This is a genomic window from Paenibacillus sp. YPG26 (assembly GCF_023704175.1).
In the GTDB taxonomy this organism is placed as follows: Bacteria; Bacillota; Bacilli; order Paenibacillales; family Paenibacillaceae; genus Fontibacillus.
The window spans coordinates 907453-931625 of record NZ_CP084530.1; the positions used below are offsets into that span (position 1 = coordinate 907453).

Below are 24173 nucleotides of genomic sequence, written 5' to 3' on the forward strand. Positions count from 1 at the left end.
TATATGAAGCATCGTTATACACCCTATACACCCTTTAGAATGAGTGCATGGATAGACTTTTGGTTATCCGATCAATTCTAGAGGGTGTATTTTTGTGCTGTCGGCATGATAATAAGGATCGCCCGGGGCGATGCAGGAATCAGGATTTGCAAATGGTAAAAAAGAGTGATAAATTTAACGATGACCGAGTGACTAGGAATGGAAAATAGTCAGTTACCAGCTTGTGAAACTTGTTATAGAAAGGAGGACAACGATGTCTACAGTAGACCGCCGCACCATGGTCATCGAAGCAGCGACCAAATCCTTCTCCATGTTCGGCTATAAAGCGACGACCATGGATCAGGTAGCCCGGATAGCCAATGTCGGCAAAGGGACGATCTATACGTTTTTTGCTAATAAAGAGGAATTGTTCGATGAGATTCTGCATGTGGTAATTGGAGAAATGAAGCGGATTACCGAAAAGGAAGTTCACGAAGACAAAGCCTTCTTCGATAATCTGTATCGGGGATTGGATGCGGTGCTTGAATTCAGAAAGGATCACGAACTGCTCCTCAAGCTCTCGCAGGAGGTAAGGGAGTTCGGCACACCCCAGGCCATGGAGGCCATGCAGCGGGTTGAGAATGTGATTCTGGATTACCTGGAGAAGCAGCTCAAGCGGGCGGAAGAGCAGGGAGAGATTCGCGAAATTGATTCCAAGGTGGCCGCTTTTGTCATGCTGAAGCTGTATATTGCTCTGGCATCCGATTGGAACAAGCATCATGATCCCATGGACAAGGAACAAATCAAATCCTACATCAGGATCTTTTTGGCAGAAGGCCTGGCCATCGACTAGCACAATCAGATTGAAAGCTGAATAAGGAGTGGGAAATCGCAATGAAAGCATTATCTGTGCTTGTTAAGGATATGAAGTCGGGTGTCAAAAAGCCGATGACGCTGATCTCGTTCATTGCAGTCGTATTCATACCCATTCTGTACTGCGGGATGTATCTGTCCGCATTCTGGGATCCTTACGGCCACCTGGATGAGATGCCGGTGGCGGTGGTCAACCAGGACAAAGGTGCTGAATATGAAGGGAAGTCACTGCATATCGGCAGGGATCTCGTGGATGAGCTTAAGAAGAACCAGGATTTCAAATGGGATTTCGTCACCGAGAAGGAGGCCCAGCAGGGGATTGATGAGAATCGATATTATATGAAGATTACGATTCCTGAGAACTTTTCCTCCAAGGCTACGACGCTGATGGATGATCATCCGGATCCGGCTGAACTGATCTATGAACCAAATGGGAACTATAACTTCGTAGCTGGACAAATCGGCAACAGCGCGGTCAAGGATCTCAAGGCCAAGATCTCGGCTAAAGTCACCGAGGCCTATACGAACAGCTTGTTCGATAAAGTATCAGAAATCTCTTCAGGCCTCGCCGAAGCGGGCAGTGGTGCGGGGGATATTCGCACAGGTGCCGGCAAGCTGCAGGATGGTGCGGCCAAGCTGAAAGAGAATCTTAATAAGCTCGTGAACGGAACCTCCGAGCTTGAGGCGGGTATTGTTCCCCTGGCCAATGGGGCAGGCAAGCTTCAGAGCGGAGCCGCAGAGCTGAACAAGGGAGCATCCTCCTTGGCAAGCGGGCTCGATCAGCTCAGTGCTGCCCATAAGCAGCTCCGCAGCGGCACCGAGCAGGCTGTAGCGGGTGCATCGCAGTTATCTGGCGGCCTTCAATCCTCCCTGGAGGGCAACAAGAAGCTGAATCAGGGTCTGAATGCTTCCCTTGAGGGGACGACCAAGCTGCAGGAGGGCCTGCACGCTGCCGTTGCCGGAAGCACGAAGCTGAGTCAAGGACTTCAAGCCTCAGCAGAGGGCAGCGCCAAGGTAGCTGAAGGAGCCAAAGGCGTAGCTCAGGGACTGGATCAATTGGTCAAGGCCAACCCGGCTCTCGCCCAAGACCCTTCTGTTCAGAAACTGCTCGCAGCAAGCCAGGCTGTAGCGCAGGGCAGCGAGCAGGCGGCAGCAGGACAGAAGCAGCTTGCCCAGGGCAGCAGTCAGCTGGCTGCTGGCAGTCAGCAGCTGGCTGACGGCAGCGACCAGCTGGTCCAAGGGAACAAGCAGCTGGTAGCCGGGAGTGATGCGCTGCTTGCAGGGAACCAGAAGCTGGTGGATGGAGCAGCCAAGCTTCAGACGGCTGGACCGAAGCTTACCGGTGGGATGCAGCAGTTCGGCAGCAAGCTCACCGAAGCGGCGGCAGGCAGCCATAAGCTTGCCTCGGGTGCAGGGCAGTTATCTACCGGGACAAGCTCGCTGGTAGAGGGAATTTATAAGCTTGGCGGCGGGGTCAGCACGATTGCCAGCGGCTCCGTCAAGCTGGATGAGGGCGCGGGTGAGCTGAAGAACGGAATGGGCGACCTCGTCAGCGGCTCCGGCAAGCTTGCCGACAAGCTGAATGAGGCGGCAGACAAAACTTCGGATGTGAAGGGAACAGACGAGCGGGTTACGATGTATGCCCAGCCTGTAGACGTCCACGAGGACACATCCAAGAAGATCACCAATTATGGAACCGGGATTGCACCCTACTTCCTGTCGATCAGTCTATTTGTAGGCGCACTGCTTTCTACCATTATAATCTCCATGAGAGGGACCACCGTAGAGAATGCCACCGGCTTGCAGCGCTTCTTCAGCCGTACGTTCACCTTCCTGCTGATGAGCCTGTTACAGTCCCTCGTCGTGGCTACGCTTGTTCTGGTGCTCGTCGGACTTAAGGTGCAGAGCTTGCCGCTCTTCTACCTGTTCACGTTCGCAACAAGCTTCGCCTTCATGATGATTATTCAGGCTATTGTGACCTGGCTGGACCAACCAGGCCGCTTCCTGGCCGTCATTCTGATGGTGCTGCAGCTGACTACCAGTGCGGGGACGTTCCCGCTTGAACTGCTTCCTGAGTGGATGAAGCCGATCAATCCTTGGCTGCCCATGTCCCACTCCGTTACCGGGTTCAAAGCTGTGGTCTCAAGCGGAGACTACAGCAGCATGTGGAATCAGTTCGCGCTGCTGCTTGTCTACGGATTTGTATTTGTGTTGATAACTTTGGCATACTTCTTATTCAGAACACCCAAATCAACAGCAATGAACCAGGAAGAGATTGTGACTCCATTAGCTTAAGATAAATACAAGCAGGCGTTCCCTCAGGGGACGCTTTTTTGCTATATAGTGACCGCTGGTTCGGCATAAAAAATCTTATCGCCATCATAAAAAGATTAGATTTCCCCGCATAAGGAACAGGGTGCTACAATACTAGAACGATAATACGAATGTGACTTCTGTCTGATTTCTGTGCTGGAACTAAGAATTTGAAATATAGGGTCATTGATCAGAGGATTTATGCAAATAAAATGTTCAAAAGTCTATTTGAAACCTGCCGTTTTGCGTATAAATTGGTTGGAACGAGCTATTTTACGAACAGAAAGGTTGTATGTTAAATGAAACATACGGATATCCCCGCAAAACAAGGTTTATATGATCCGGCTTTTGAAAAAGATGCCTGCGGTATGGGCTTTGTTGCCCATATCAAAGGACGGCCATCTCACGATATTGTCAGCCAGGCGCTGACTATGCTTATTAATATGGAACACCGCGGCGGCCAAGGCAGCGAGCCTAACTCCGGCGATGGAGCTGGAATGATGATTCAGCTTCCACACCGATTCTTCTCGCTTGAAGCCGAGAAGCTGGGGTTCCGTCTTCCGGAACCCGGCCAGTATGGCGTCGGTATGATCTTCCTGCCTCATGATGAGGAGGTCCGCAGCCGCCAGGAAGCGAAATTCAAGGAAATTGTTGAAGAAGAAGGACAGCAGCTGCTTGGGTTCCGCACCGTGCCTACGAATGATGAGATGCTGGGCCAATCGGCCAAGGCAGCGAAGCCTTATGTCCGTCAGGCATTTATCGGCCGCAGCGCTGATATCAAGGATGAATTGGCTTTTGAACGCAAGCTTTATGTCATTCGCCGCCGTGCTGAGCTGGCCATCCGTTATGGCGGAGCTGAGCAGGGAGATGCCTTTTACATGCCGAGTCTTTCCTGCCGCAAAGTGGTATACAAGGGAATGCTCACAACTGAGCAGGTAGGCGAGTTCTATCTGGATCTCAAGAATGAGCAGTTAGAATCTGCTATCGCTCTGATACACTCGCGGTTTAGTACAAATACATTCCCGAGCTGGGAACGTGCCCATCCCTATCGCTTCATGATCCATAATGGTGAGATCAATACGCTTCGCGGCAATGTGAACTGGATGCATGCGCGCCAGTCCTTGTTCCAGAGTGAAGTGTTCGGGGAAGATCTTGCGAAAGTGAAGCCGGTCATTAATCCTGACGGTTCGGACACGGGAATGTTCGATAATACCTTTGAATTCTTGTATTTGAGCGGACGTTCGCTGCCGCATGTGGCCATGATGATGGTTCCTGAGCCTTGGAACAATCATGAAAGCATGGACGACAGCAAGAAGGCGTTCTATGAATATCACAGCTCTCTGATGGAGCCATGGGATGGCCCGGCCGCGATGGGCTTCACGGATGGCATTCAGATCGGCGCGATTCTTGACCGTAATGGTCTGCGTCCTTCCCGTTACTATGTTACGAAGGATGACTTGATCGTATTATCTTCCGAAGCGGGTGTCCTGGATATCGCGCCGGAGAACGTTCTATACAAAGACCGTCTGCGTCCGGGCCGGATGCTGCTGGTGGATACCAAAGAGGGCCGGATTATCTCGGATGAGGAAGTGAAAGCGTCCATCGCTGCGGAGAATCCTTACCGTGAATGGCTGAATGAGCATCTGATTCAGCTTGATGAGCTCCCTGAAGCTCCAGAACTGCCTAAGCAGAGACATGACAATGTAACCAAGCAGCAGCTGTCCTTCGGTTATACCTACGAGGAGCTTCGCAAGATACTCGAACCGATGGCTTCCACAGGGCAAGAAGCGCTTGCTTCCATGGGTTATGATGCTCCGATTGCCGTGTTGTCTGACCAGCCTCAGCGTCTGTTCAGCTACTTCAAGCAGATGTTCGCGCAGGTCACGAATCCGCCGATTGACGCCATTCGTGAAGAGCTTGTAACCTCCACGCTGACTACCATCGGTCCTGAACGCAACCTGCTCAATCCTGAGCCGGAGAGCTGCCGTCATATTAGACTGGAATCTCCTATTCTATCAAATGAGGATTTCGCGAAGCTGCGTCACGTTCATCGTCCGGGCTTCAAGTCCATGACGATTCCAACCTTGTTCCCGGTTGCCGAGGGAGCAGAGGGACTGCGCGCTGCTATTGATACGCTCTGCACTGCAGCTGATCGTGTCATTGAGAAGGGCCATAATATCCTCATTCTGTCCGACCGTGGCGTTGATGAGGAGAATGCGGCTATCCCTTCCCTGCTAGCCGTATCAAGCCTGCACCACCATCTGATCCGTAAGGAGACCCGTACTAAGGTCAGCATTCTCCTGGAATCCGGTGAGCCTCGTGAGGTACATCATTTCGCGCTCCTGCTCGGTTATGGGGTAAGCGCGGTGAACCCTTATCTGGCGTTCGAGTCACTCGATGATATGATTGCCCAGAACATGCTTCGCGGAGTGTCCCGAGAGAAGGCTGTGAAGAACTTCATTAAAGCTGCTACCAAAGGGGTCGTGAAGACACTTTCCAAGATGGGAATCTCTACGATTCAATCCTATCGCGGTGCCCAGATCTTCGAGGCTGTGGGGCTTAATCAGGAGTTCGTGGATCGGTACTTCACCTGGACGCCTTCCCGTATCGGAGGGATTGGTCTTGAGGAAGTAGCTGCGGAGACAATCGCCCAGCACTACCGGGCCTTCAATGAGAAGGACGGCAATGATAACGTGCTGGATTCCGGCGGCGAGTACGCATGGCGGGCGAATTCAGAAGAACACATGTTCAATCCGAAGACGATCCATCTGCTTCAGCAGGCGGTCCGTACTGGGGACTATGGAATATACAAGAAATACGCTGCGCTTGTTCAGGGAGAGAATGAGAACCACTTGACGCTTCGTTCCCTGCTTAACCTGAAGCCGGCGGGCCCTAAGGTTCCGCTGGAAGAGGTTGAATCCGCGGCTTCAATCATGAAGCGGTTCAAGACCGGCGCCATGTCGTTCGGTTCCATCAGCAAAGAAGCGCATGAGTCTATCGCAATCGGGATGAACCGTGTAGGCGGCAAGAGCAATACCGGAGAAGGTGGAGAAGACCCGGCCCGTTACATTCCAGAGGCGAATGGAGACTCTCGCCGCAGTGCGATCAAGCAGGTCGCTTCCGGCCGCTTCGGGGTTACTTCCCACTACCTGGTCAATGCGGATGAGATCCAGATCAAGATGGCGCAGGGTGCGAAGCCGGGTGAAGGCGGACAGCTGCCAGGCCGCAAGGTGTATCCATGGGTTGCGGAAGTTCGTGGTTCAACTCCGGGTGTAGGCTTGATCTCGCCGCCTCCGCATCACGATATTTACTCGATCGAGGATTTGGCGGAGCTGATCTACGATCTCAAGAACTCCAACCCGCGTGCTCGCATCAATGTGAAGCTGGTATCTGAGGCTGGTGTAGGCACAATTGCAGCGGGGGTGGCCAAGGGGCGCGCGGATGTCATTCTCGTCAGCGGTTATGACGGCGGAACAGGCGCGTCGCCGCAAGGCTCGATCCGTCATGCGGGTCTGCCATGGGAACTGGGTCTGGCTGAGACCCATCAGACACTGATTATGAACAATCTTCGTGACCGTGTTGTCCTAGAGACCGATGGTAAAATGCTCAACGGACGCGACCTGGCAGTTGCCGCGCTGCTGGGCGCAGAAGAGTACGGCTTCTCTACAGCTCCGCTTATCGCGGTTGGCTGTATCATGATGCGCGTATGCCATATGGATACTTGTCCGGTTGGTGTAGCGACTCAGAATCCGGAACTTCGCAAGAATTTCACAGGGGATCCACAGCATGTGGCCAACTTCATGACATTCGTTGCTGAGGATATGCGTGAGTGGATGGCTGAACTCGGCTTCCGCACGATTAATGAAATGGTGGGCCGGACCGATTGCCTGGAGACCAACAATGCGGTTAATCACTGGAAGAAGAGCGGCATAGACCTGAGTCCGCTGCTTCATGTTCCGGCACTTCATGAGGGCGCAGACCGTTACAATACGCAGCAGCAGAATCACGGCCTTGAGCATACACTCGATATGACCAAGCTGCTTGCGTTTGCAGCGCCGGCACTTGAGCGGGGCGAGCCGGTCCAAGCCGAGCTGCCAATCACGAACGTGGATCGCGCTACAGGAACGATCCTCGGGAGTGAAGTGACCCGCCTGTACGGAGCAGCGGGTCTGCCGGAAGATACGATCCGGTTCCATTTTGTCGGATCGGCGGGTCAGAGCTTTGGGGCGTTCGTGCCGAAGGGCATGACGCTTACGGTTGAGGGCGATGCCAATGACTATATTGGCAAAGGCCTGTCCGGTGGCAAGCTGGCGGTAAGACCGTCACCCAAAGCCACCTTTGTGGCCGAAGAGAATATTATCGCCGGCAACACGGCCTTCTACGGAGCGACAAGCGGTGAAGCTTATGTCCGCGGTATCGCGGGGGAACGCTTCGCGGTGCGTAACTCTGGTGCGAATGTGGTGGTTGAGGGTGTTGGCGACCACGGCTGTGAATACATGACAGGTGGGCGTGTGGTTGTTCTTGGCGGAACAGGACGCAACTTTGCAGCAGGGATGTCCGGCGGGATCGCTTATGTATATGATCCGGAAGGTTCCTTCCTTGGCCGCTGCAACCTGGAAATGGTACTGCTTGAGCGTGTTGAGGAAGCAGATGAGGCGGAAGAGCTTCGTTCCTTGATCAGCCGCCATGTGCAGTACACCGAGAGTGCTGTAGGCCACAAGGTGCTGGATAACTGGAATGAGGCACTAGGCTCTTTCGTGCGTGTCATTCCGAAGGATTACAAGCGGATGCTGCAGCAGATCCGCAAAGTTCAAGATCAAGGCCTTCAAGGCGAAGCAGCTCTGCTCGCCGCATTTGAAGCGAATATGCGTGAGCTTGCCCGTACTGGCAATTAATCGCGATATCCAAGACCTGTAGGTCCAGAATGCTGGACTTACAGGTCTTTTTTTTGTGTGTACATCCGGTTATAGAATAAGTTGGGCCTTAGAATGACCCGTGCGTACAACAGGTGAGAAAGAGTACTGGTGAACTAAAGCATTGGACAGCTTACATCGATTCCTCAATTAGAGCGCCCTGTACAGGATGACTATGAGAGGAAGGGGAAAGACCCAAGCGCCCGCCGTATCCTGCCCCGTACACTCAGCATATGCTGTGAACAAGGCTGCTGCTGAAGCAGCCATTGTCAGGAGGTATCAGGTATGCGCGTCATCGATACAGGGCTGCCGGGGGCGGTCATCATAGAGACCGATGTGTTCGAGGATGAACGTGGTTTTTTTACAGAGAGCTATAACCGGGAAGTCTTCGCGAAGCATGGAATCACTTATAACTTCATTCAAGATAATCACTCCTATTCTGGGCCTGCCGGTACACTGAGAGGCCTGCATTATCAGCTTCAGCCCAAAGCACAGACCAAGCTGGTCCGGGTACTGTCAGGAGCAATCTATGATGTATTCGTAGATCTTCGTAAGGAGTCCCCTACCTTCGGTAAGTGGGGGGAGGTCATCTTGACCTCACGGAATTTCAGACAGGTTCTGATTCCCCGCGGCTTCGCACATGGATTCTGCACACTCGTGCCACATACCGAAGTGTTGTACAAAGTGGATGAGGTCTATTCCAAGGAACATGACCGGGGGATTCTCTGGAATGATCCGGCACTTGCGATTCCTTGGCCGGCCACGAAGCTTGTGTTATCGGAGAAGGATAAGGTGCATCCGGTGATGGCCAAGGCCGATTTTGACTTCTCATACTAAGTAAGTTGGGCCATTATTTGTGTAGGCACGTGTGAACTGTTCTGGTAGGTCGCTGTTTGATGAATCATCTTAATTGGAGTTATAAAGTAGAAGTTCTTGTAAGAGGGAAGAGGGAGAAGAGGGTTATGAGTGAGCTAACGACTCCGATTCACAAGGGGAAGAGCAGCGTGCTGGTCACGGGCGCAGAAGGGCAGTTGGGAAGGGAACTGCTGGAGGTCTTAGGCAGTCTAGGATACGAAGTGCACGGGCTGGGCCATCAGGAGCTTGATATTACGGATATAGAGCAGTGCTATCATGTGCTTCAGCGTCTGAAGCCGGGTGTAGTGATTCACGCCGCAGCCTATACGAACGTTGATCGTGCAGAGAGCGAACAGGATAAAGCATACGAGATAAATGCCTATGGTACCCGCAATATCGCCGCTGCGGCGGAAAGTATCCAGGCCAAGCTGATCTATATCAGCACGGATTATGTTTTTGGCGGGGGAGCGGGGCAGGAGCCATATGATGAATTTCACCCCACCCATCCCATTAATGTCTACGGCCAATCGAAGCTTCAAGGGGAAGAGTTCGTTCGTCAGCTTCATTCCCGGTTTTTTATTGTTCGTACATCCTGGGTATATGGTCACCACGGCAGCAATTTTGTAAAAACGATGCTGAACCTTGCAAGCAGCCAAGAGCGAATCTCCGTAGTTGATGACCAGATCGGTTGTCCGACGTATACCAGAGATTTGGCGTTAAAGCTGGAAGAGCTTGCTTCTTCCCAGAAATACGGGACCTATCATATATCGGGGGCTGGGTCCTGCTCCTGGTATGAGCTGGCATGCTCGATTATGGATTTAGCCGGACTAAAGACAGCCGTTATTCCTGTATCTACTAGAGAGTTCCCTCGTCCTGCTCCGCGTCCCGCCTATTCGGTGTTGATGCAAAAAGCGCTTCGACTGAACGGATTCAGTGGGCTAAGGGACTGGAGAGAGGCCTTGGCGGAGTATGTAAATATGGAGAAAACGCAACGGAATTGATTCTCATGCGTTATTATTAAGTATGGAAAAATCAAGAAATTACCGTCCGGCATAACCGGACCGGGTACATAAGGAGAGTGAACGGATATGTCTCAAGAACCTGTTGTCCGCTTATCGAATGTGACGAAGAAGATCGGCTCCAAGACCATCATTGATCGTCTTACACTCGATATTCCAGCGGGTCAGGTATATGGCTTCCTTGGTCCTAACGGTTCAGGGAAGACGACAACCATACGCATGATGGTTGGACTGATGTCGATTACTGAAGGAGATATTGTGATCTGCGGATCGAGCGTAAGGAAGGACTTCGAGAAGGCAATTACTCATATCGGAGCGATTGTGGAGAATCCTGAAATGTACAAGTTCCTGACGGGTTATCAGAACTTGATTCATTATGCAAGGATGTCTGGAGTAAGTAAGGAGCGTATTCAAGAGGCGGTTGCCCTGGTCGGTCTTGAGAAACGGATACATGACAAGGTGAAGACGTACTCGCTCGGGATGCGCCAGCGTCTGGGTGTAGCCCAAGCGATATTGCAGCGTCCCAAGCTCCTGATTCTGGATGAGCCTACGAATGGTCTGGATCCTCAGGGAATTCGCGAGCTCCGCGATTATCTGAGGGTGCTGGCAAGAGAAGAGGGCATAACGGTGTTCGTCTCCAGCCACTTGCTGTCAGAGATGGAGCTGATGTGTGATACCGTGGCCATTATTCAGAGCGGCAGATTAATTGACGTTCGTTCACTTAAGGCCGAGGATCTGGAAGGACAATATGCCGAGACCGGCTTTGAGGTTAGCGAACCGGAGCGGGCGCTTGAGCTTGTAGGGGCTGGCCGGTTGGACGAAGGCAGGCTGATTGTTACGGCTAACCGGGAGCAGATTGCGGATCTTAACAGCCGCCTTGTAGCCGCGGGCATTAAGGTGTACGGAATTCAGGTTCTGACAAGATCGCTTGAGGATCAATTCTTGGAGATGACGGGAGGCGGGCAAATTGGGTAATTTCCTGGCACTGGTACAAAATGAGAATATGAAAATTTATCGCCGGCTGCGCACCTGGATCATGCTGGCACTGGTTGTGCTGCTGCCAGTTTTATTTGGAATCCTAATTGCGGTTAATAATGGTACATTCGGTTCAAATATGGATGCTTGGGGAGCAGCGTCTAATTTGTCCTTCATTTATTTCCTTGTCTCAATCTTCTCGGTTGTCATAGCCGCCGATATTGTAGCTTCAGAATTCACCTGGGGGACTATCAAGCTGCTGCTGATCAGACCCTGGACAAGAAGCAAGGTGCTTCTATCGAAGCTGCTTGCCGTTCTCTTGTTCGCGGTCGCGATAAGTGTTCTCTTTATGATTGCAACGATAGGGATCACGCAGCTCTTGTTCTCATCCGGGTCGACAGCTGCGAATATAGAACAAATGAATTTTGGGGAATACAGCCTGATGATGTTCTATAGATTCATAGATCTGGTAGTCATTACGATATTCGCGTTTATGATTTCGTCTGTCTTCCGCGCAAGCGGACTCGCTATTGGTCTGTCGATGTTCCTGCTGATGGCAAATAGCATTCTGAGTGCGATCCTGAATCCCTCGAGATATTCTTGGGCCAAGTATCTGCTCTTCAACAATATGGACTTGTCGCAATACAAGATGAGGGAGTCAGCAGGTATTGCTGCAACGAACGGGATGTCCCTCGGTTTCTCTGCTACGGTGCTGGCTGTATATGTGGCGGTATTTCTGGTTGTCGCCTGGCTGGTATTTACAAAAAGAGACGTAGCGGCATAGCGGTGAACCTAGCTTGCTTGAGAATTGAGACTCTGGTGCTTCCGGCGCCAGAGTCTTTCTTATGCATGTCCATTCATGCTTGCTTACTTAAGCACATCCACTTAAGCTTATCCACACGTGCATGTCCGCTCATGCCTGCCCCCAAATTATGCATGTCCACACGTGCATGTCCGCTGAAGCCCGCCCCTAATTATGCTCGTCCACACGTGCATGTCTACTCAAGCATGCCAATCTGGCATGCTCACTCGAGCTAACCATTCATGCATGCAGGGACTAGCTTTCATCCCTCTGCTTGAGCTGCCCGAAAATAAGGGTCCGGCACTCACGATATAGCTCCAACTAAAGTTGCAGCCTAAGTTTAAGCCTACCCACCGCCTTCCCTTTGGTCCTTACAATATAAGTGAGAGGTCCGATATCCAAATGATTCCTGATCATAAATAATTAGGATGTATAAGGGGGCAAGCTGCCCCTGTTAGAATTCATTTTGAGAGGGGATATGTCCTTGTTCAGGTTCATAAAAGGTATAATGGCCAGCATACTGGCAAGTGCCGTCATCGTATTCGGGTTCGGGTCGGAGGTGAGCTATGCGGATACATCAGGCCATACTGCCGCTCAAGCGGGTATTGAATGGTCCAGGCAGTATGGGAACAATTCCACAGCCAAATCAGTAAGTCCGACTTCAGATGGAGGATATATTATGGCTGGAGAGATTACGGAGATTGATAACTCGGGCCCTTACCCGAATTCGGTCCGGAAGGCGTACCTGGTTAAGACTAATGCAGCTGGGGAGCTCGAATGGGAGCAGAAGGTCACTTATGGCGAGAACGAGTCCGATTCAAGTACAGCCTATAAAGCGGTCCAAACCCGCGATGGAGGATATATTGTGACTGGCTCAACCGACATAGACCGCTGGACTTATGTGCTCCTGATCAAGCTCAGCCCACAAGGTGAGGTGGAGTGGAAGAAGGCGTACGAAGGACACTTTTTCCAGTATGGACAAGCGGTTCTGGAGACGGAAGACGGAGGATTTGTTACAACTGGGGTATCGGCCGGTTATGCGACTGGTGCCGATGCTTACGTCTTGAAGACGGATGCTCAGGGACATAAGCTGTGGATGAAATATTATCATTTTAGCGGAGACCAGTATTTCAGTGATATCATTCCTGCCCAGGATGGGGGGTATGTGGCTGTAGGGAATGTGAATATTGACGAATACAGCTCGGGTCCGGCCGATTATTCCGTTATCCTTAAGCTTGATGAACAGGGTGAGAAGGTGTGGGAGGAGCATTATAAGCGGGCTGATGGAGCTATGAGAGCGGCTTCCGTGATTGCGGCGGGAGGTTCAGACCAAGGATATTTATTTCTACAGAATAAATGGGATGGTAAGAGCACGCCTATTCTGACCCGTACAGATCTTCAGGGCAAAGTCCTGTGGGAGAAAACCTTTGATCATTTATCCAAAGAGACTTCCTTGAGTCAAGTTGTCCGCACAGAGCGGGGTTATTCCTTGCTTGGCGGGACTTACACCGTGAGCGATGGTCCTGTTAAGCGGAGCTATCAGCATGTGATTCTGACACTTGACGAGTCTGGCAGTCTGATCGATCAATTCACACTTGGCGAAGCAGGCAGCTATGCTCTTGGTAAAGGGATATATACCCAGGAGGGGGCCTATGTACTCTCCAGTGTAACCGGATATTCCAGCCAGCAGAGCGCGGCGATAACCAAGGTACAGGTTCCTAAGAGTGACTCTCCTGTATCGGGAAGCTTCTATCTGGATTCGGATGAGTATTCTATTTCGGCTGGAACTTCCATCGATACAGTCGCTTACTTTAAGGACACGGACGGGGTCGTGCATAATGTAACTAAGGATGCAGTCTTCTATAGTGAGAATCCAGAGATCGCCGAGTATGATCAGGCAGGCAATATTATTGGGCACCGTGCAGGGATCACCTATATCTCCGCTGTATACCAAGGTCAGACTTACAGGGCCAGCGTACAGGTGCTTCGTGCGTATGTGCCGCGTGGGGAACAGACGCGGGGGGAATAAGGCAGGGTATAGCAAAGGGACACATTCTTCCAGAGAGTGTGTCCCTTGCCTATTTGGGAATGAAATCCCCGTGAGCATACCTAGACAACAAGCCAGATCGTAAGTTATTGATTGGATTGAAGAGTACGCGGATGAAATCTTCGTGCGCCTACGTAGACAACAGGAGCTGCTCAGCGGCATCATTAACTCGGCCTTGCCTGGTTATCCAGCTTCAGATTGTGGAACTTCCTTGGAGGACTTGCCTGCTGGAGAAGGGGAAGGAACCCGGCTAACTGCAGGCCGCTCCATTATACTGATTCCGTTCAGAACACCTCCGTCCAAAATAACCAGCGTGTGGGCAGATACGTTGCCGTCTACCTGGCCGCTCGCCGTAATCGTTAATTTGCCTTCGGTAATAATATCGCCAAATACTTTTCCCGCCACGATAATAGCATTCCCCTTGATCGTAGAATGGGCTTCTCCCGATTCTCCGATTACGATTTCACCTGTAGTCTCAATCTCCCCGTGGAACTTGCCTTCAAGTCTGAGATTGGCCTCACAGCGCAGCTTGCCTTGAATATCACTGCCCATTCCGATGAGCGTGTCCGATCCTTTTGCCGTGCGTTTGTTATCTTTGAACATGATTATCCTCCATTCCGGGGGGTTATTTAATTACTATTCCTGAGTCAGATAGGGGAGCGGATCGATGGGCTGATTCTGCTTCAGCACCTGAAAATGAAGGTGGGGCCCCGTACTTCGGCCGGTTGATCCAAGCGTGCCAATCACTGCTCCTTTTGTAACTTTGTCATCCACGTTCACGCTAATTCGGTTTAAATGCATGTACCAGGTCTGCAGTCCGTTGGGATGCTTGATGATAATGTAGTTGCCCCGCGCAGGGGAGTGATCGGCCTGAAGTACTGTTCCAGCCCCGGCAGAGTAGATCGGATCTCCTATTTCCCCGGAAATATCCACACCGGCATGGAACGCGGATTTGTTGGTGAAAGGATCTGAGCGGTAACCAAAGCTTGAGGATAAATTCCGGGAAAGGGTTGGCCAAAATGAAGGGGTGCCGGACAATGACTGATGAAGGTGCTCCGCTTGAGCAACCAGACCAGGAACCCTGCTCACCATGGCGTTAATTAGCTCCGAGATCTGGGCGAAGTCATCCTGGGTGTCATAGGCAAGCCTGCTTGCCGTATTCACATCATGCACGGCAAAGAACTCGCCTCCGATATGCGGGGACTCCTCGGACTGCATAGTTGAGGCAGAGACCGCCTTGCCTGTACCAAACTTGCGAATCATGTGCCGGAGCTCGTTCTCCAGCTCGGAGACCTTCTGAACTTTATTTTTCACACTTTGGGACTCGGCTGAGAGTGTAATGATCTGGGCTTGCAGACGCTTGATTGCTTCATCCTTATCGGTAACGACAGCCTGAAGCTGCATATTATGGCTATGCAGCTCCTGCTCGAGACTTGCAACGGTGCGGCCGGAGTGAGTCTGGAGGCTTACGATTAGACCGGATATCGAGAGCAGGGCGGCAAGGGGGATGACAATTACCAGAGGCTTGGAGACTTGAATCTGCTTCACGGCATGGTTGGCGTCCTGAAGGATAAGGAGGGTCATTTTGCGGGATGAGGCTGCATTTCTCATGGCATCTCCTTTCATTAAAGCTGATATTTGATATTTTGCTTTAATTCATCCAGCATTACTTCTATAATTTATGTATTCGCCGCTCTCTCATAACATGCTTAAATAACCAGATTTAACTATCTTCATAGTGTAGAGTCAACTGGGAGTATTACAGGTGAATATGGTTAATGCTGAGTATACATAGATTAAAGATTTCAACTTGAATACCTTTGAAGGGGGACAACCATGGTTTGGCTGATGTTTGCGCTTTTGGCATTTATTTTCCAGAGCGCTACAATACTTATTCTTGAGTTCCGCAATCCTTCCAAGACGGTTGCCTGGCTCTTCATCTTGTTCTGCTTCCCGATTATAGGATTTGTTCTGTACTATTTCGTGGCCCAGGATTACAAGAAGCGGAAGAACCTGCGCCGCAGAGGAACCCGTTTGTTCCAGGAGATGAAGGGGCGCCTGTGGAGACAGGCCCAAATTGTCGAATCTGTTCATGAGATGCATAATTCCGAATTCCATCATCAAGAGCGATTATTTAATCTATTAACTCATTTGTCAGAGAGTCCTATTACGGGATGTAACAAGACAAAGGTACTTACGAACGGCGAAGATACTTATGATGCGATCCTGACTGAGATGGAGAAGGCCAGGGACCATATTCATATTGAATACTACATATTTAGAAGTGATGAGGTAGGCAAGAGGTTTAAGGAGGTTATGGTCCGCAAGGCCAATGAAGGTGTCAAGATCCGCATGATCTGCGATGGGCTCGGCAGCTACTACCTGAAGAATCAGTTCATAAGCGAGCTAAAGGAGGCGGGGATCGAGTTCTACTTCTTCCTGCCTCCGCTGATTGCTACGATAGACAGACGGGTGAATTACAGGAATCACCGCAAAATTGTGGTGATCGACGGGACGATCGGATTTCTGGGGGGAATCAACGTCGGCGATGATTACCTCGGTCTGTATCCGAGACTTGGGGAATGGCGGGATACGCATCTGCAGATCGAAGGGGACTCTATCTATTTCCTGCAAAATACATTTCTAACCGACTGGAGACTAGCCTCGGGTGAACGGATTACGGACCCGGCCTTGTTCCCGGAGCACAACTGCACCGGAGATGAACAGGTGCAGATCCTGACGAGCGGTCCGGATCAGCACTGGGATGCGATTCAGGAAATGTGCTTCGAGGCGATTGCTGTAGCCAAGAAGCGGGTGTGGATCACGAGTCCTTACTTCATCCCGGATCCGAGTGTGTATACAGCGCTTAAGACCGCCGCGGTAAGTGGAGTCGAGGTCAAGATTATTATTCCCTATCGTTCGGATAGCAAGCTGGTTCATCTGGCCTCCCTGTCCTATGTAGAAGAACTGCTTCAGGCTGGAGTCCAGTTCTACCAATACACCAAAGGCTTCATCCATGCGAAGGTGATGATTATAGATGACATGCTGGCTACGGTCGGAACGGCCAATATGGATATGCGTAGCTTCTTCTATAACTTCGAAATGACAGCCGTACTGTTCGATCAGGCTCCGATCCGGAGATTGATGAATGATTTCGAGGTGGACCTCACGCACTGCCGTCCCATTATATTACGCGAGTTCTCCAAGAGACCAAGACTGCAGAAAGGAGCTGAAATGCTGACACGGATGCTGTCGCCGCTTTTGTAACCGCGACTGTCACCATGACTGCGCTTCAGCTCTTGGCTTGGTCAATGCATTAGTATTACGAAATCGGACTTCTTAAATGCTTAAGAATTAAATCTACAGATTGGGGCGGCACTGCTTGCAGCAGGTCGCCTTTGTGCTGTAATCGCTCTGAAATAGTAAGCAGGTTGAACTCGGAGGGATGCGGATTCCGCTTCACTTCATCCCAGGTTAAGGGGGTAGACACGCTTGCGGCAGCCTTGGCACGCGGTGTGTAGGGAGCCGCAAGCGTCTTGCCGTTGTAATGCTGGAGATAATCGAAATATATTTTGTCCCCGCGATCCTTCTTCAGCCGTTCGATGGTGAACAAGTCCGGGTAGCGTTCTGTTGCGAACCGGGCAATGAAATGCCCAAGCGTTCTTAGCTCATCGAAGGTTACGCCGTGCTCGATAGGTACAATGATCTGAACCCCGGTTGCGCCCGAGGTCTTGGGTACAGAGGTAAGGCCGAGTGAGGTAAGGATATCGCCGACATAGGAGGCAGCTTCCATAATCCGCGGATCGTCCTCTAGTGTAGGGTCCAGATCAATCATCCACTCGCAGGGCAGGGATTCATCCACATAGTGAAGCGATGGGTGAAACTCTATGGAGGCAAGATTGCCCAGCCATAGTAGGGAAGGAAGATTATCCAGCACAACGTAATTGATGTTCTCATGAACAACGGTACGAACATAGTCTGGCAGGGGCTCAGGGGCATTCTTCTGGTAGAAAAAAGGCCCGTGGACGCCGCCAGGGTAACGAATGGTTGTCAATAGTCGATTACGGCAGTAGGTGAGCAGATAGGGGGAGAGCTCAGCCAGCTTCTCCAGATAATCCCGCTTCGTAATCCCGGCTTCCGGCCAGAGCAGCTTGCCGGGATTGGAGATTGGGACCTCATGTCCCTCAACAGTGATTGTGCCGCGGACAGCTTTGGGCATGTACGCCGCTCCTTCCTATTTGAAGTGAACAAGTATGGCAGGGACCAGGCTTGCAAGGCGGGGTGCAAGGAAAGGAATCATTGGGAATTGCCAAGCCGCTGCTCGAAACCTTGGGAACCGCCGCTTTCCCGCAGCAGCATCAACTGGATCCGAACTTGCATGTCGCCGGATCCACCGTGACCACAGCCTGAATACTTGGCTGACGGAGGGTGCCTCCGGGTGTCCATTCCAGGAAATTCACCTTCACCGTCAGCTGCGGCTCGACCCAGTAAGCATCTTTGCTGCGGGAGGGCTGGGTCGTAAAAGGGCGGGAGGGTCTTGTGATCGGAGCCACCTGCACGGTGATGTCCCTCCAATCCTGAACGGACAATTTGCCTGTACCGGCATGTCCGATGTACCACAGCCGTCCCTCCTCATCATAGAGACCCAGCATTAACGCGTTCACAATCCCGCCCCGCAGTGTGTATCCGCCGACGACAGCCACAAGGTCTTGAATGATCTTTTTCTTCATCCATCTCTTGTCTTTGCCATCCAGCGCATAGGAGCTGTCCAGATTCTTGACCACGACTCCCTCCATACCATGCTTGCTCATTACTTCATACAAGACATCAGGAGACGGGAAGTCCGCAGTAACCTGAACACAGGTAGTGGGTATGATGACTTCACGGAGGATCCGCTGACGCTCGCGCAGTGGAAGCCCGGTCAACCAGGATCCGTTATGGTACAGGATATCGAACAGCATATAAGTGACCGGCACCTCCTGCCGGGCCCGCCGGATATTCTCTGCCTTGCGTGAGCCATCCCGCCGCATCACTTCGTGGAAGGAGGGCTTGCCTCCGTGCAGCGCAATAACTTCACCGTCCAGAATCACGGACTCAGCCCGGCAGTATTCATGTATCCGGGTAAGCTCGGGGTACTGCAGTGTCCGGTTGTTCAGCTTGCGGTTCACGAGCTGCGTCTCATGCCCGTCGAAATAAGTCAGCATCCGGACGCCGTCCCATTTAATCTGGGCGGTCCATGATTCACCTTCGGGCAGCTTGTCCGTGGAGATAGGCTCAAAAGGGACTACGGGCTGTAAATTCACCCAGGCTCACTCCTCATAAGGTCAGTGGCTGCTAGTGCAGCTCTGGAGATTATGCAATCCGCCGCCTCCTTAAGAAATAGTTTTCTTGGCTTTGGATGCACTTTGCCGCTTGGGCTTGGGCGCGCCTGTTGGCGTACCGGCCGTATCCTCCTTGGCTGCAGCTGCTGCAGCTCCCCGCTTGGCCCGGGGCTTCTTGACTGCAGGTCCCGGATCCGTTGCAATAGGCTTCACAGCTTCAATGCTTGCCTGCAGGGCAGCCATCAGGTCAATGACATTGCTCTCCGGCTTCGCGGGAGCCAGGCTGATCTCCTCACCTGCAACCTTGTGCTGGATGAGGTTCATCAGGGATTCACGGTAATCGTCCGAATATTTGGAAGGCTCGAACGAAGTAGACAGCTGCTCAATTAGCACCTTGGCCATGCCGAGCTCTTTATCGTTCACACTGGCGGCCTCGGGAAGGTTGGGTACTTGACTGATCGGCCGAATCTCATCCGGATAGAAGATCGTCTCAATCGCAAGACACCCCTCCATGACCCGGATCGCCGCAAGACTGCTCTTGGAGCGTATGGCAATTTTGGCTATACCAATCTTGCCTGTCTGCTTCATCGCTTCAAGCAGCAGCAAATAGGCATTGGAACCGGCCTGGTCGGGGGATAAATAATACGTCTTCTGGAAATAAATCGGGTCGATGTCCTGGAGATCAACAAAATCCAGAATAGTAATTGTCCGCTCCACTTGGGCGGACAGCTGCTCCAGCTCGCTTTTCTCGAACAGGACATATCTGCCTTTCTCGTACTCGTAGCCTTTGGAGATCTCCTCCCAGTCCACATCCTTCTCACAGGAAGGACAGCGTCTCACGTAAGAGATCGGGCTACCGCAGGCTTTATGGATATATTTCATGGAGATGTCTTTATCCTCGGTTGCGGAGAACATCTTCACCGGAACGTGAACAAGACCGAAGCTGATTGCGCCTTTCCATACCGTATGCATACAGGGCGGGCTCCTTTCTGAATCAATTCTTATATTTAGAGGTCGTGCACGATGCTGATTACCTTTAGTATGGGACAAAAAGGGCTATCTAATAACAATGAGGCACCGGGTACAAATAATTCCCGGTTTCTTGCGGGGGGGACAAGGTACCGATATAATGAGAACAGATGTATGGGTATGTAAATGAAGGATGAATGGATAAAGGTGGTTTATCCCATGGAATTTGACAAGGAAGCAGCAGATCTTATCCTGCAGGCGAATGATCTGGCAGATACCGAGAGACTGGCCGCATTTCTGGCTGATCGGGCGCAGCCTGGAACGGTTATAGCGCTCGATGGTGATCTGGGGGCAGGAAAGACCGCGTTCTCCCAGCTGTTCGCCAAGCACCTCAAGGTTGAACAGCAGGTGAACAGCCCTACTTTCACTATTATTAAGGAATATGAGGGCAGACTGCCCTTTTATCATATGGATGTATACCGGCTGTCACTGGAAGAAGCGGACGAGCTGGGGCTGGAGGAATACTTCGAAGGCCAGGGTGTCACGCTTGTGGAATGGGCGAGCCTGATTGGGGAGCTTCTGCCTTCCTGCTATCTGCAGATGTATCTTGAGGTTACGGGCATGAATGAGCGGCGGATTTATTTGAAGGCGCAGGGGGCACCTTATGGGCAATGGCTTCCGGATCTAAAGAGAGAATGGGGAACTGTATGAAATGATGAGTAACAATTCAGGAGAGCCGCGTTATACGCTTACCTTCGATTCGTCTACGGCTTCGCTGGCTGTAGCCGCTATGGATGGCGGCCGGCTGCTGGCTGAGCGCAATATTACCGCCGAGCGGAATCACTCGGTGCATTTGATCACCGCGATCCAGGAGGTGCTTGCGGAGGCCGGCCTTGCGAAGAGCCAGCTTGGCGGCATCGGAACCGGAATCGGTCCGGGGTCCTACACGGGCATCCGGATCGCCGTGACCACGGCCAAGACCCTGGCGTGGTCCATGGGTCTGCCGGTGGCGGGCATCTCCAGCCTCGCCGCCCTGGGCCTTGGCGGCTGGGCCGCCGGCACGGGCCAGCCGCCCGCGGCCTTCGAAGCTGCGGCAGGGCGCCGCAGCGAGTCCCCGCCAGCAGCCGCTGCGCAGGCTGCTGCGGGCAGGGCCCCAGCGGAATGGATCATTCCGCTGATGGATGCACGGCGCGGTCAAGTGTATACCGCGCTGTTCGAGGCGGCGCCGGGCGAGCTGCCCCGGCGCCTGGCGCCGGATGGCATCCGGCTGATGGAGCGCTGGGTTACAGCGCTTGCCGGACGCCTGGAGGCGCTCGCGCCAGAGGCGCGGCCGTCCGCCGTGTGGTTCACCGGCGAGACGGAGGTGCACGGCGCGGCCGCGGAGGCGCTCCGCCCGCTGCTGGGCGGGCGGCTTGAGACGCGGCCTTACGTGCTTGAGGGCGCTTGGGCCGGTCTGCTGGGCGCGGACCGGCTCCTGCGCGGCGAATCGGACGAGGTGCATTCGCTCGTCCCGAATTATACCCAGCTTGCGGAAGCGGAAGCGAATCTGCTTCGCGGCGTGTAAGGGGGGAATCGGATATGGAAGCAGAACAAGCGGGCAGCCTGCAGTCCGGTGACGGAATCCGGTTCCGTCCCATGACGCTTGAGGATATTCCGGATGTGATGATTATTGAACATGAATCCTTTACGCTGCCCTGGACGGAGAATGCGTTCCACAGCGAGATGACGCAGAATCATTTTGCCAAATATATCATTATGGAGAAGGACGGAGTTCCGATCGGTTATGCGGGCATGTGGACGGTGGTGGATGAAGCCCATGTGACCAATATTGCGGTGCGCTCCGCTTACCGCGGCCAGCATCTGGGGGAGAGGCTAATGCGGGAGATGATGCTTCTGGCCGGGAGAATAGGGATGACCAGGATGACCCTGGAAGCCCGTGTCTCCAACACGGTGGCCCAATCCCTGTACGGCAAGCTTGGCTTCCGCCCGGTAGGACTGCGCAAAGGCTATTATTCAGACAATCAGGAGGATGCGCTGATTATGTGGTGCGATCTGCCTGATGATATTGTTGCCCAACATGGGGAAGGAAGCGAATGGGACTTATGAGTGGATTGGATACAAAGTTAGTAGAGGACAGCTTCATTCTGGCTGTGGAGACAAGCTGTGACGAGACTTCCGTATCGGTCGTCAAGAACGGGCGGGAAGTGCTCTCCAACCTCATTTTCAGCCAGATCGAGACACACAAAGCCTTCGGCGGCGTCGTACCTGAAGTCGCCTCCCGCAAACATGTCGAGAGTATTACTATGATGCTTCAGGAGGCTGTTCAGCAGTCGGGCATCTCACCAGACAAGCTCTCCGCGGTTGCCGTGACACAGGGCCCTGGTCTGGTGGGCGCACTGCTTGTAGGGATTATGGCGGCGAAGAGTCTGGCCTTTGCACTCGACAAGCCTTTGATAGGCACCCATCATATTGCGGGGCATATCTATGCGAACCGTCTGGTTCAGGAGATCTCGTATCCAAGCATCGCGCTGGTCGTATCCGGCGGGCATACAGAGCTTGTCCATATGGAGAGCGAAGGGCAGTTCAAATTAATCGGCCGGACACGGGATGATGCGGTAGGAGAGGCTTATGATAAAGTTGCTCGGGCGCTGGGCTTCCCTTATCCGGGTGGTCCTTATGTTGACCGGCTTGCGCATGAGGCTGAGAATTCGGCAGAGCTTCCCCGTTCCTGGCTTGAGCCGGACTCGTTTGACTTTAGCTTCAGCGGTCTCAAGTCCGCGGTGCTGAATGTGCTCAACCAGACAAAGATGCGGGGCGAGACCCCGGATATTCCCGCCATTGCCCGCGGGTTCCAGGAATCGGTCATTGAGGTGTTGGTCGAGAAAGCGATCCGGGCCATGCGGTTAACCGGAGCTGCCGAGCTTCTGCTCTGCGGGGGAGTGGCGGCGAACCGGGGGCTGCGTGAGGCCTTGACCGCACGCTGTGAACGTGAAGGCATCACGCTGAGAATTCCGCCGCTTGCGTATTGCACGGATAATGCGGCTATGATCGGTGCGGCTGCTTACTTGAAGCTTGTGCATGGCGAGTTCGCACCGCAGACCATGAAGGCGGAGCCGGGACTATCGCTCGAAGAATGGTCGGTCGGCAATTAAATATGAACTTACACCATGTCCATCCTGATCAACGCAGGATGGGCTTTTGTCTATATCCAGTAGGAATACAAATTCAATCTAATCGGAGGTGCTGAATATGAATCTGGGTCTATCAGGAAGATCCGTTTTTGTGGCTGCGGCAAGCAAAGGATTAGGCAGAGCCAGTGCGCTTGCTTTTGCCCGGGAAGGGGCACTTGTAACCATAGCAAGCCGAAATCAGGAGCAGCTTAGCCATGCCAGGGAGGAGATTCTCAAAGCAACCGGGTACACAGTGAATACCGTCTGTATGGACGTTACTGATGAGAAGGATATCCGCCAGGCCATCAAGACAGCGGCAGAGTCCCAGGGAGGTCTGGATGTGGTGGTCACCAATGCCGGTGGACCGCCGGGAGGAACCTTTGCCGATATGAGCGATGAAGATTGGCAGAGAGGATTTGAACTGAATTTGCTCAGTGTAATCCGCATGATCCGGGAAGCGGTCCCTTATATGAGGTCAGCGGGTGGAGGAAGGATCGTCAATCTGGCATCGACTTCGATCAAGCAGCCGATTCCGGGACTCATCCTGTCGAATGTGTTCCGTGCGGGTGTTCAATCACTTACTAAGACACTCGCGGAGGAGCTGGCGAAGGATGGGATTCTAATTAATACGATTGCTCCTGGACGTATTGCTACAGACCGGATCACCGAGCTGGATACTGCCCGCGCGGAGAAGAAAGGAACTTCTCTGGAATCCATCCAGGCTGAAGCTGCTGAGGCTATTCCACTTGGGCGGATGGGGACACCGGAGGAATTTGCCCGACTGGTTGCTTTTTACGGTTCATTTGCCAATACCTATGTGACAGGTCAATCCATCATGGTTGATGGAGGGATGCTGAGGGGGCTATAATTAGCCGTCATATTTTTCAAACCTGGATACCTTATTTTACCTTTGTAGGATAGAATTATAACAAAGGCG

19 protein-coding genes are annotated in these 24173 nt (G+C 52.5%); 14 read left to right on the forward strand and 5 right to left on the reverse strand.

Annotated features, from left to right (window positions below; all coding sequences use genetic code 11):
• Positions 1–253 precede the first annotated feature (253 nt).
• The 8 genes from LDO05_RS04105 (at position 254) to LDO05_RS04140 (ending at position 13758) form a co-directional block, all read left to right on the forward strand.
• On the forward strand, positions 254–832 hold the full coding sequence (locus tag LDO05_RS04105) for a TetR/AcrR family transcriptional regulator (RefSeq protein ID WP_251377645.1): 579 nt from the start codon (positions 254–256) through the stop codon (positions 830–832).
• Between the two features lie 41 nt (positions 833–873).
• Positions 874–3147: a YhgE/Pip domain-containing protein gene (locus LDO05_RS04110; protein WP_251377646.1), complete on the forward strand. Its 2274-nt coding sequence runs from the start codon at positions 874–876 to the stop codon at positions 3145–3147.
• 317 nt (positions 3148–3464) lie between these two features.
• On the forward strand, positions 3465–8060 hold the full coding sequence (gene gltB, locus LDO05_RS04115) for a glutamate synthase large subunit (RefSeq protein ID WP_251377647.1): 4596 nt from the start codon (positions 3465–3467) through the stop codon (positions 8058–8060).
• A 303-nt stretch (positions 8061–8363) separates the two neighbouring features.
• The gene (gene rfbC, locus LDO05_RS04120; RefSeq protein WP_251377648.1) at positions 8364–8915 is read left to right on the forward strand and encodes a dTDP-4-dehydrorhamnose 3,5-epimerase; all 552 of its coding nucleotides are present in this window, start codon (positions 8364–8366) and stop codon (positions 8913–8915) included.
• A gap of 125 nt (positions 8916–9040) precedes the next feature.
• A complete protein-coding gene (gene rfbD, locus LDO05_RS04125) occupies positions 9041–9934 on the forward strand; it encodes a dTDP-4-dehydrorhamnose reductase (protein WP_481857018.1) in 894 nt (297 codons plus the stop codon).
• Positions 9935–10021: 87 nt separating this feature from the next.
• Entirely contained in the window at positions 10022–10927 is a 906-nt protein-coding gene (locus LDO05_RS04130; protein ID WP_251377650.1) for an ABC transporter ATP-binding protein, read from the forward strand.
• Entirely contained in the window at positions 10920–11711 is a 792-nt protein-coding gene (locus tag LDO05_RS04135; RefSeq protein ID WP_251377651.1) for an ABC transporter permease, read from the forward strand. The genes LDO05_RS04130 and LDO05_RS04135 overlap by 8 nt, the downstream gene beginning before the upstream one ends.
• Positions 11712–12195: 484 nt before the next feature.
• The gene (locus tag LDO05_RS04140) at positions 12196–13758 is read left to right on the forward strand and encodes a hypothetical protein (RefSeq protein WP_251377652.1); all 1563 of its coding nucleotides are present in this window, start codon (positions 12196–12198) and stop codon (positions 13756–13758) included.
• 201 nt (positions 13759–13959) lie between these two features.
• Here LDO05_RS04140 and LDO05_RS04145 read toward each other — a convergent pair whose 3' ends face one another.
• The gene (locus LDO05_RS04145) at positions 13960–14379 is read right to left on the reverse strand and encodes a bactofilin family protein (protein WP_251377653.1); all 420 of its coding nucleotides are present in this window, start codon (positions 14377–14379) and stop codon (positions 13960–13962) included.
• Positions 14380–14412: 33 nt separating this feature from the next.
• Positions 14413–15387 (reverse strand): M23 family metallopeptidase, encoded by a 975-nt coding sequence (locus LDO05_RS04150; RefSeq protein WP_251377654.1) that lies wholly within the window; start codon positions 15385–15387, stop codon positions 14413–14415.
• Between the two features lie 225 nt (positions 15388–15612).
• Between LDO05_RS04150 and cls the strand changes: the two genes are divergently transcribed.
• Positions 15613–17043, forward strand: coding sequence for a cardiolipin synthase (gene cls, locus LDO05_RS04155; protein WP_251377655.1), 1431 nt, complete (start codon positions 15613–15615; stop codon positions 17041–17043).
• A 55-nt stretch (positions 17044–17098) separates the two neighbouring features.
• Here cls and ligD read toward each other — a convergent pair whose 3' ends face one another.
• The 3 genes from ligD to ku form a co-directional block, all read right to left on the reverse strand.
• On the reverse strand, positions 17099–17995 hold the full coding sequence (gene ligD, locus LDO05_RS04160) for a non-homologous end-joining DNA ligase (protein WP_251377656.1): 897 nt from the start codon (positions 17993–17995) through the stop codon (positions 17099–17101).
• Between the two features lie 139 nt (positions 17996–18134).
• Complete coding sequence (locus LDO05_RS04165) at positions 18135–19079, reverse strand: ATP-dependent DNA ligase (protein ID WP_251377657.1); 945 nt, start codon at positions 19077–19079, stop codon at positions 18135–18137.
• Positions 19080–19148: 69 nt separating this feature from the next.
• A complete protein-coding gene (ku, locus tag LDO05_RS04170) occupies positions 19149–20069 on the reverse strand; it encodes a non-homologous end joining protein Ku (protein ID WP_251377658.1) in 921 nt (306 codons plus the stop codon).
• A gap of 216 nt (positions 20070–20285) precedes the next feature.
• Here ku and tsaE point away from each other — a divergent pair, with 216 nt between their 5' ends.
• The 5 genes from tsaE (at position 20286) to LDO05_RS04195 (ending at position 24104) form a co-directional block, all read left to right on the forward strand.
• A complete protein-coding gene (tsaE, locus tag LDO05_RS04175; protein ID WP_251377659.1) occupies positions 20286–20777 on the forward strand; it encodes a tRNA (adenosine(37)-N6)-threonylcarbamoyltransferase complex ATPase subunit type 1 TsaE in 492 nt (163 codons plus the stop codon).
• Positions 20778–20781: 4 nt separating this feature from the next.
• Positions 20782–21630: a tRNA (adenosine(37)-N6)-threonylcarbamoyltransferase complex dimerization subunit type 1 TsaB gene (gene tsaB, locus LDO05_RS04180; RefSeq protein WP_251378601.1), complete on the forward strand. Its 849-nt coding sequence runs from the start codon at positions 20782–20784 to the stop codon at positions 21628–21630.
• 14 nt (positions 21631–21644) lie between these two features.
• Entirely contained in the window at positions 21645–22172 is a 528-nt protein-coding gene (gene rimI, locus LDO05_RS04185) for a ribosomal protein S18-alanine N-acetyltransferase (protein ID WP_251377660.1), read from the forward strand.
• On the forward strand, positions 22169–23218 hold the full coding sequence (tsaD, locus tag LDO05_RS04190) for a tRNA (adenosine(37)-N6)-threonylcarbamoyltransferase complex transferase subunit TsaD (protein ID WP_251377661.1): 1050 nt from the start codon (positions 22169–22171) through the stop codon (positions 23216–23218). The genes rimI and tsaD overlap by 4 nt, the downstream gene beginning before the upstream one ends.
• 97 nt (positions 23219–23315) lie before the next feature.
• Complete coding sequence (locus tag LDO05_RS04195) at positions 23316–24104, forward strand: SDR family oxidoreductase (protein WP_251377662.1); 789 nt, start codon at positions 23316–23318, stop codon at positions 24102–24104.
• The last annotated feature ends 69 nt before the right edge of the window (positions 24105–24173 follow it).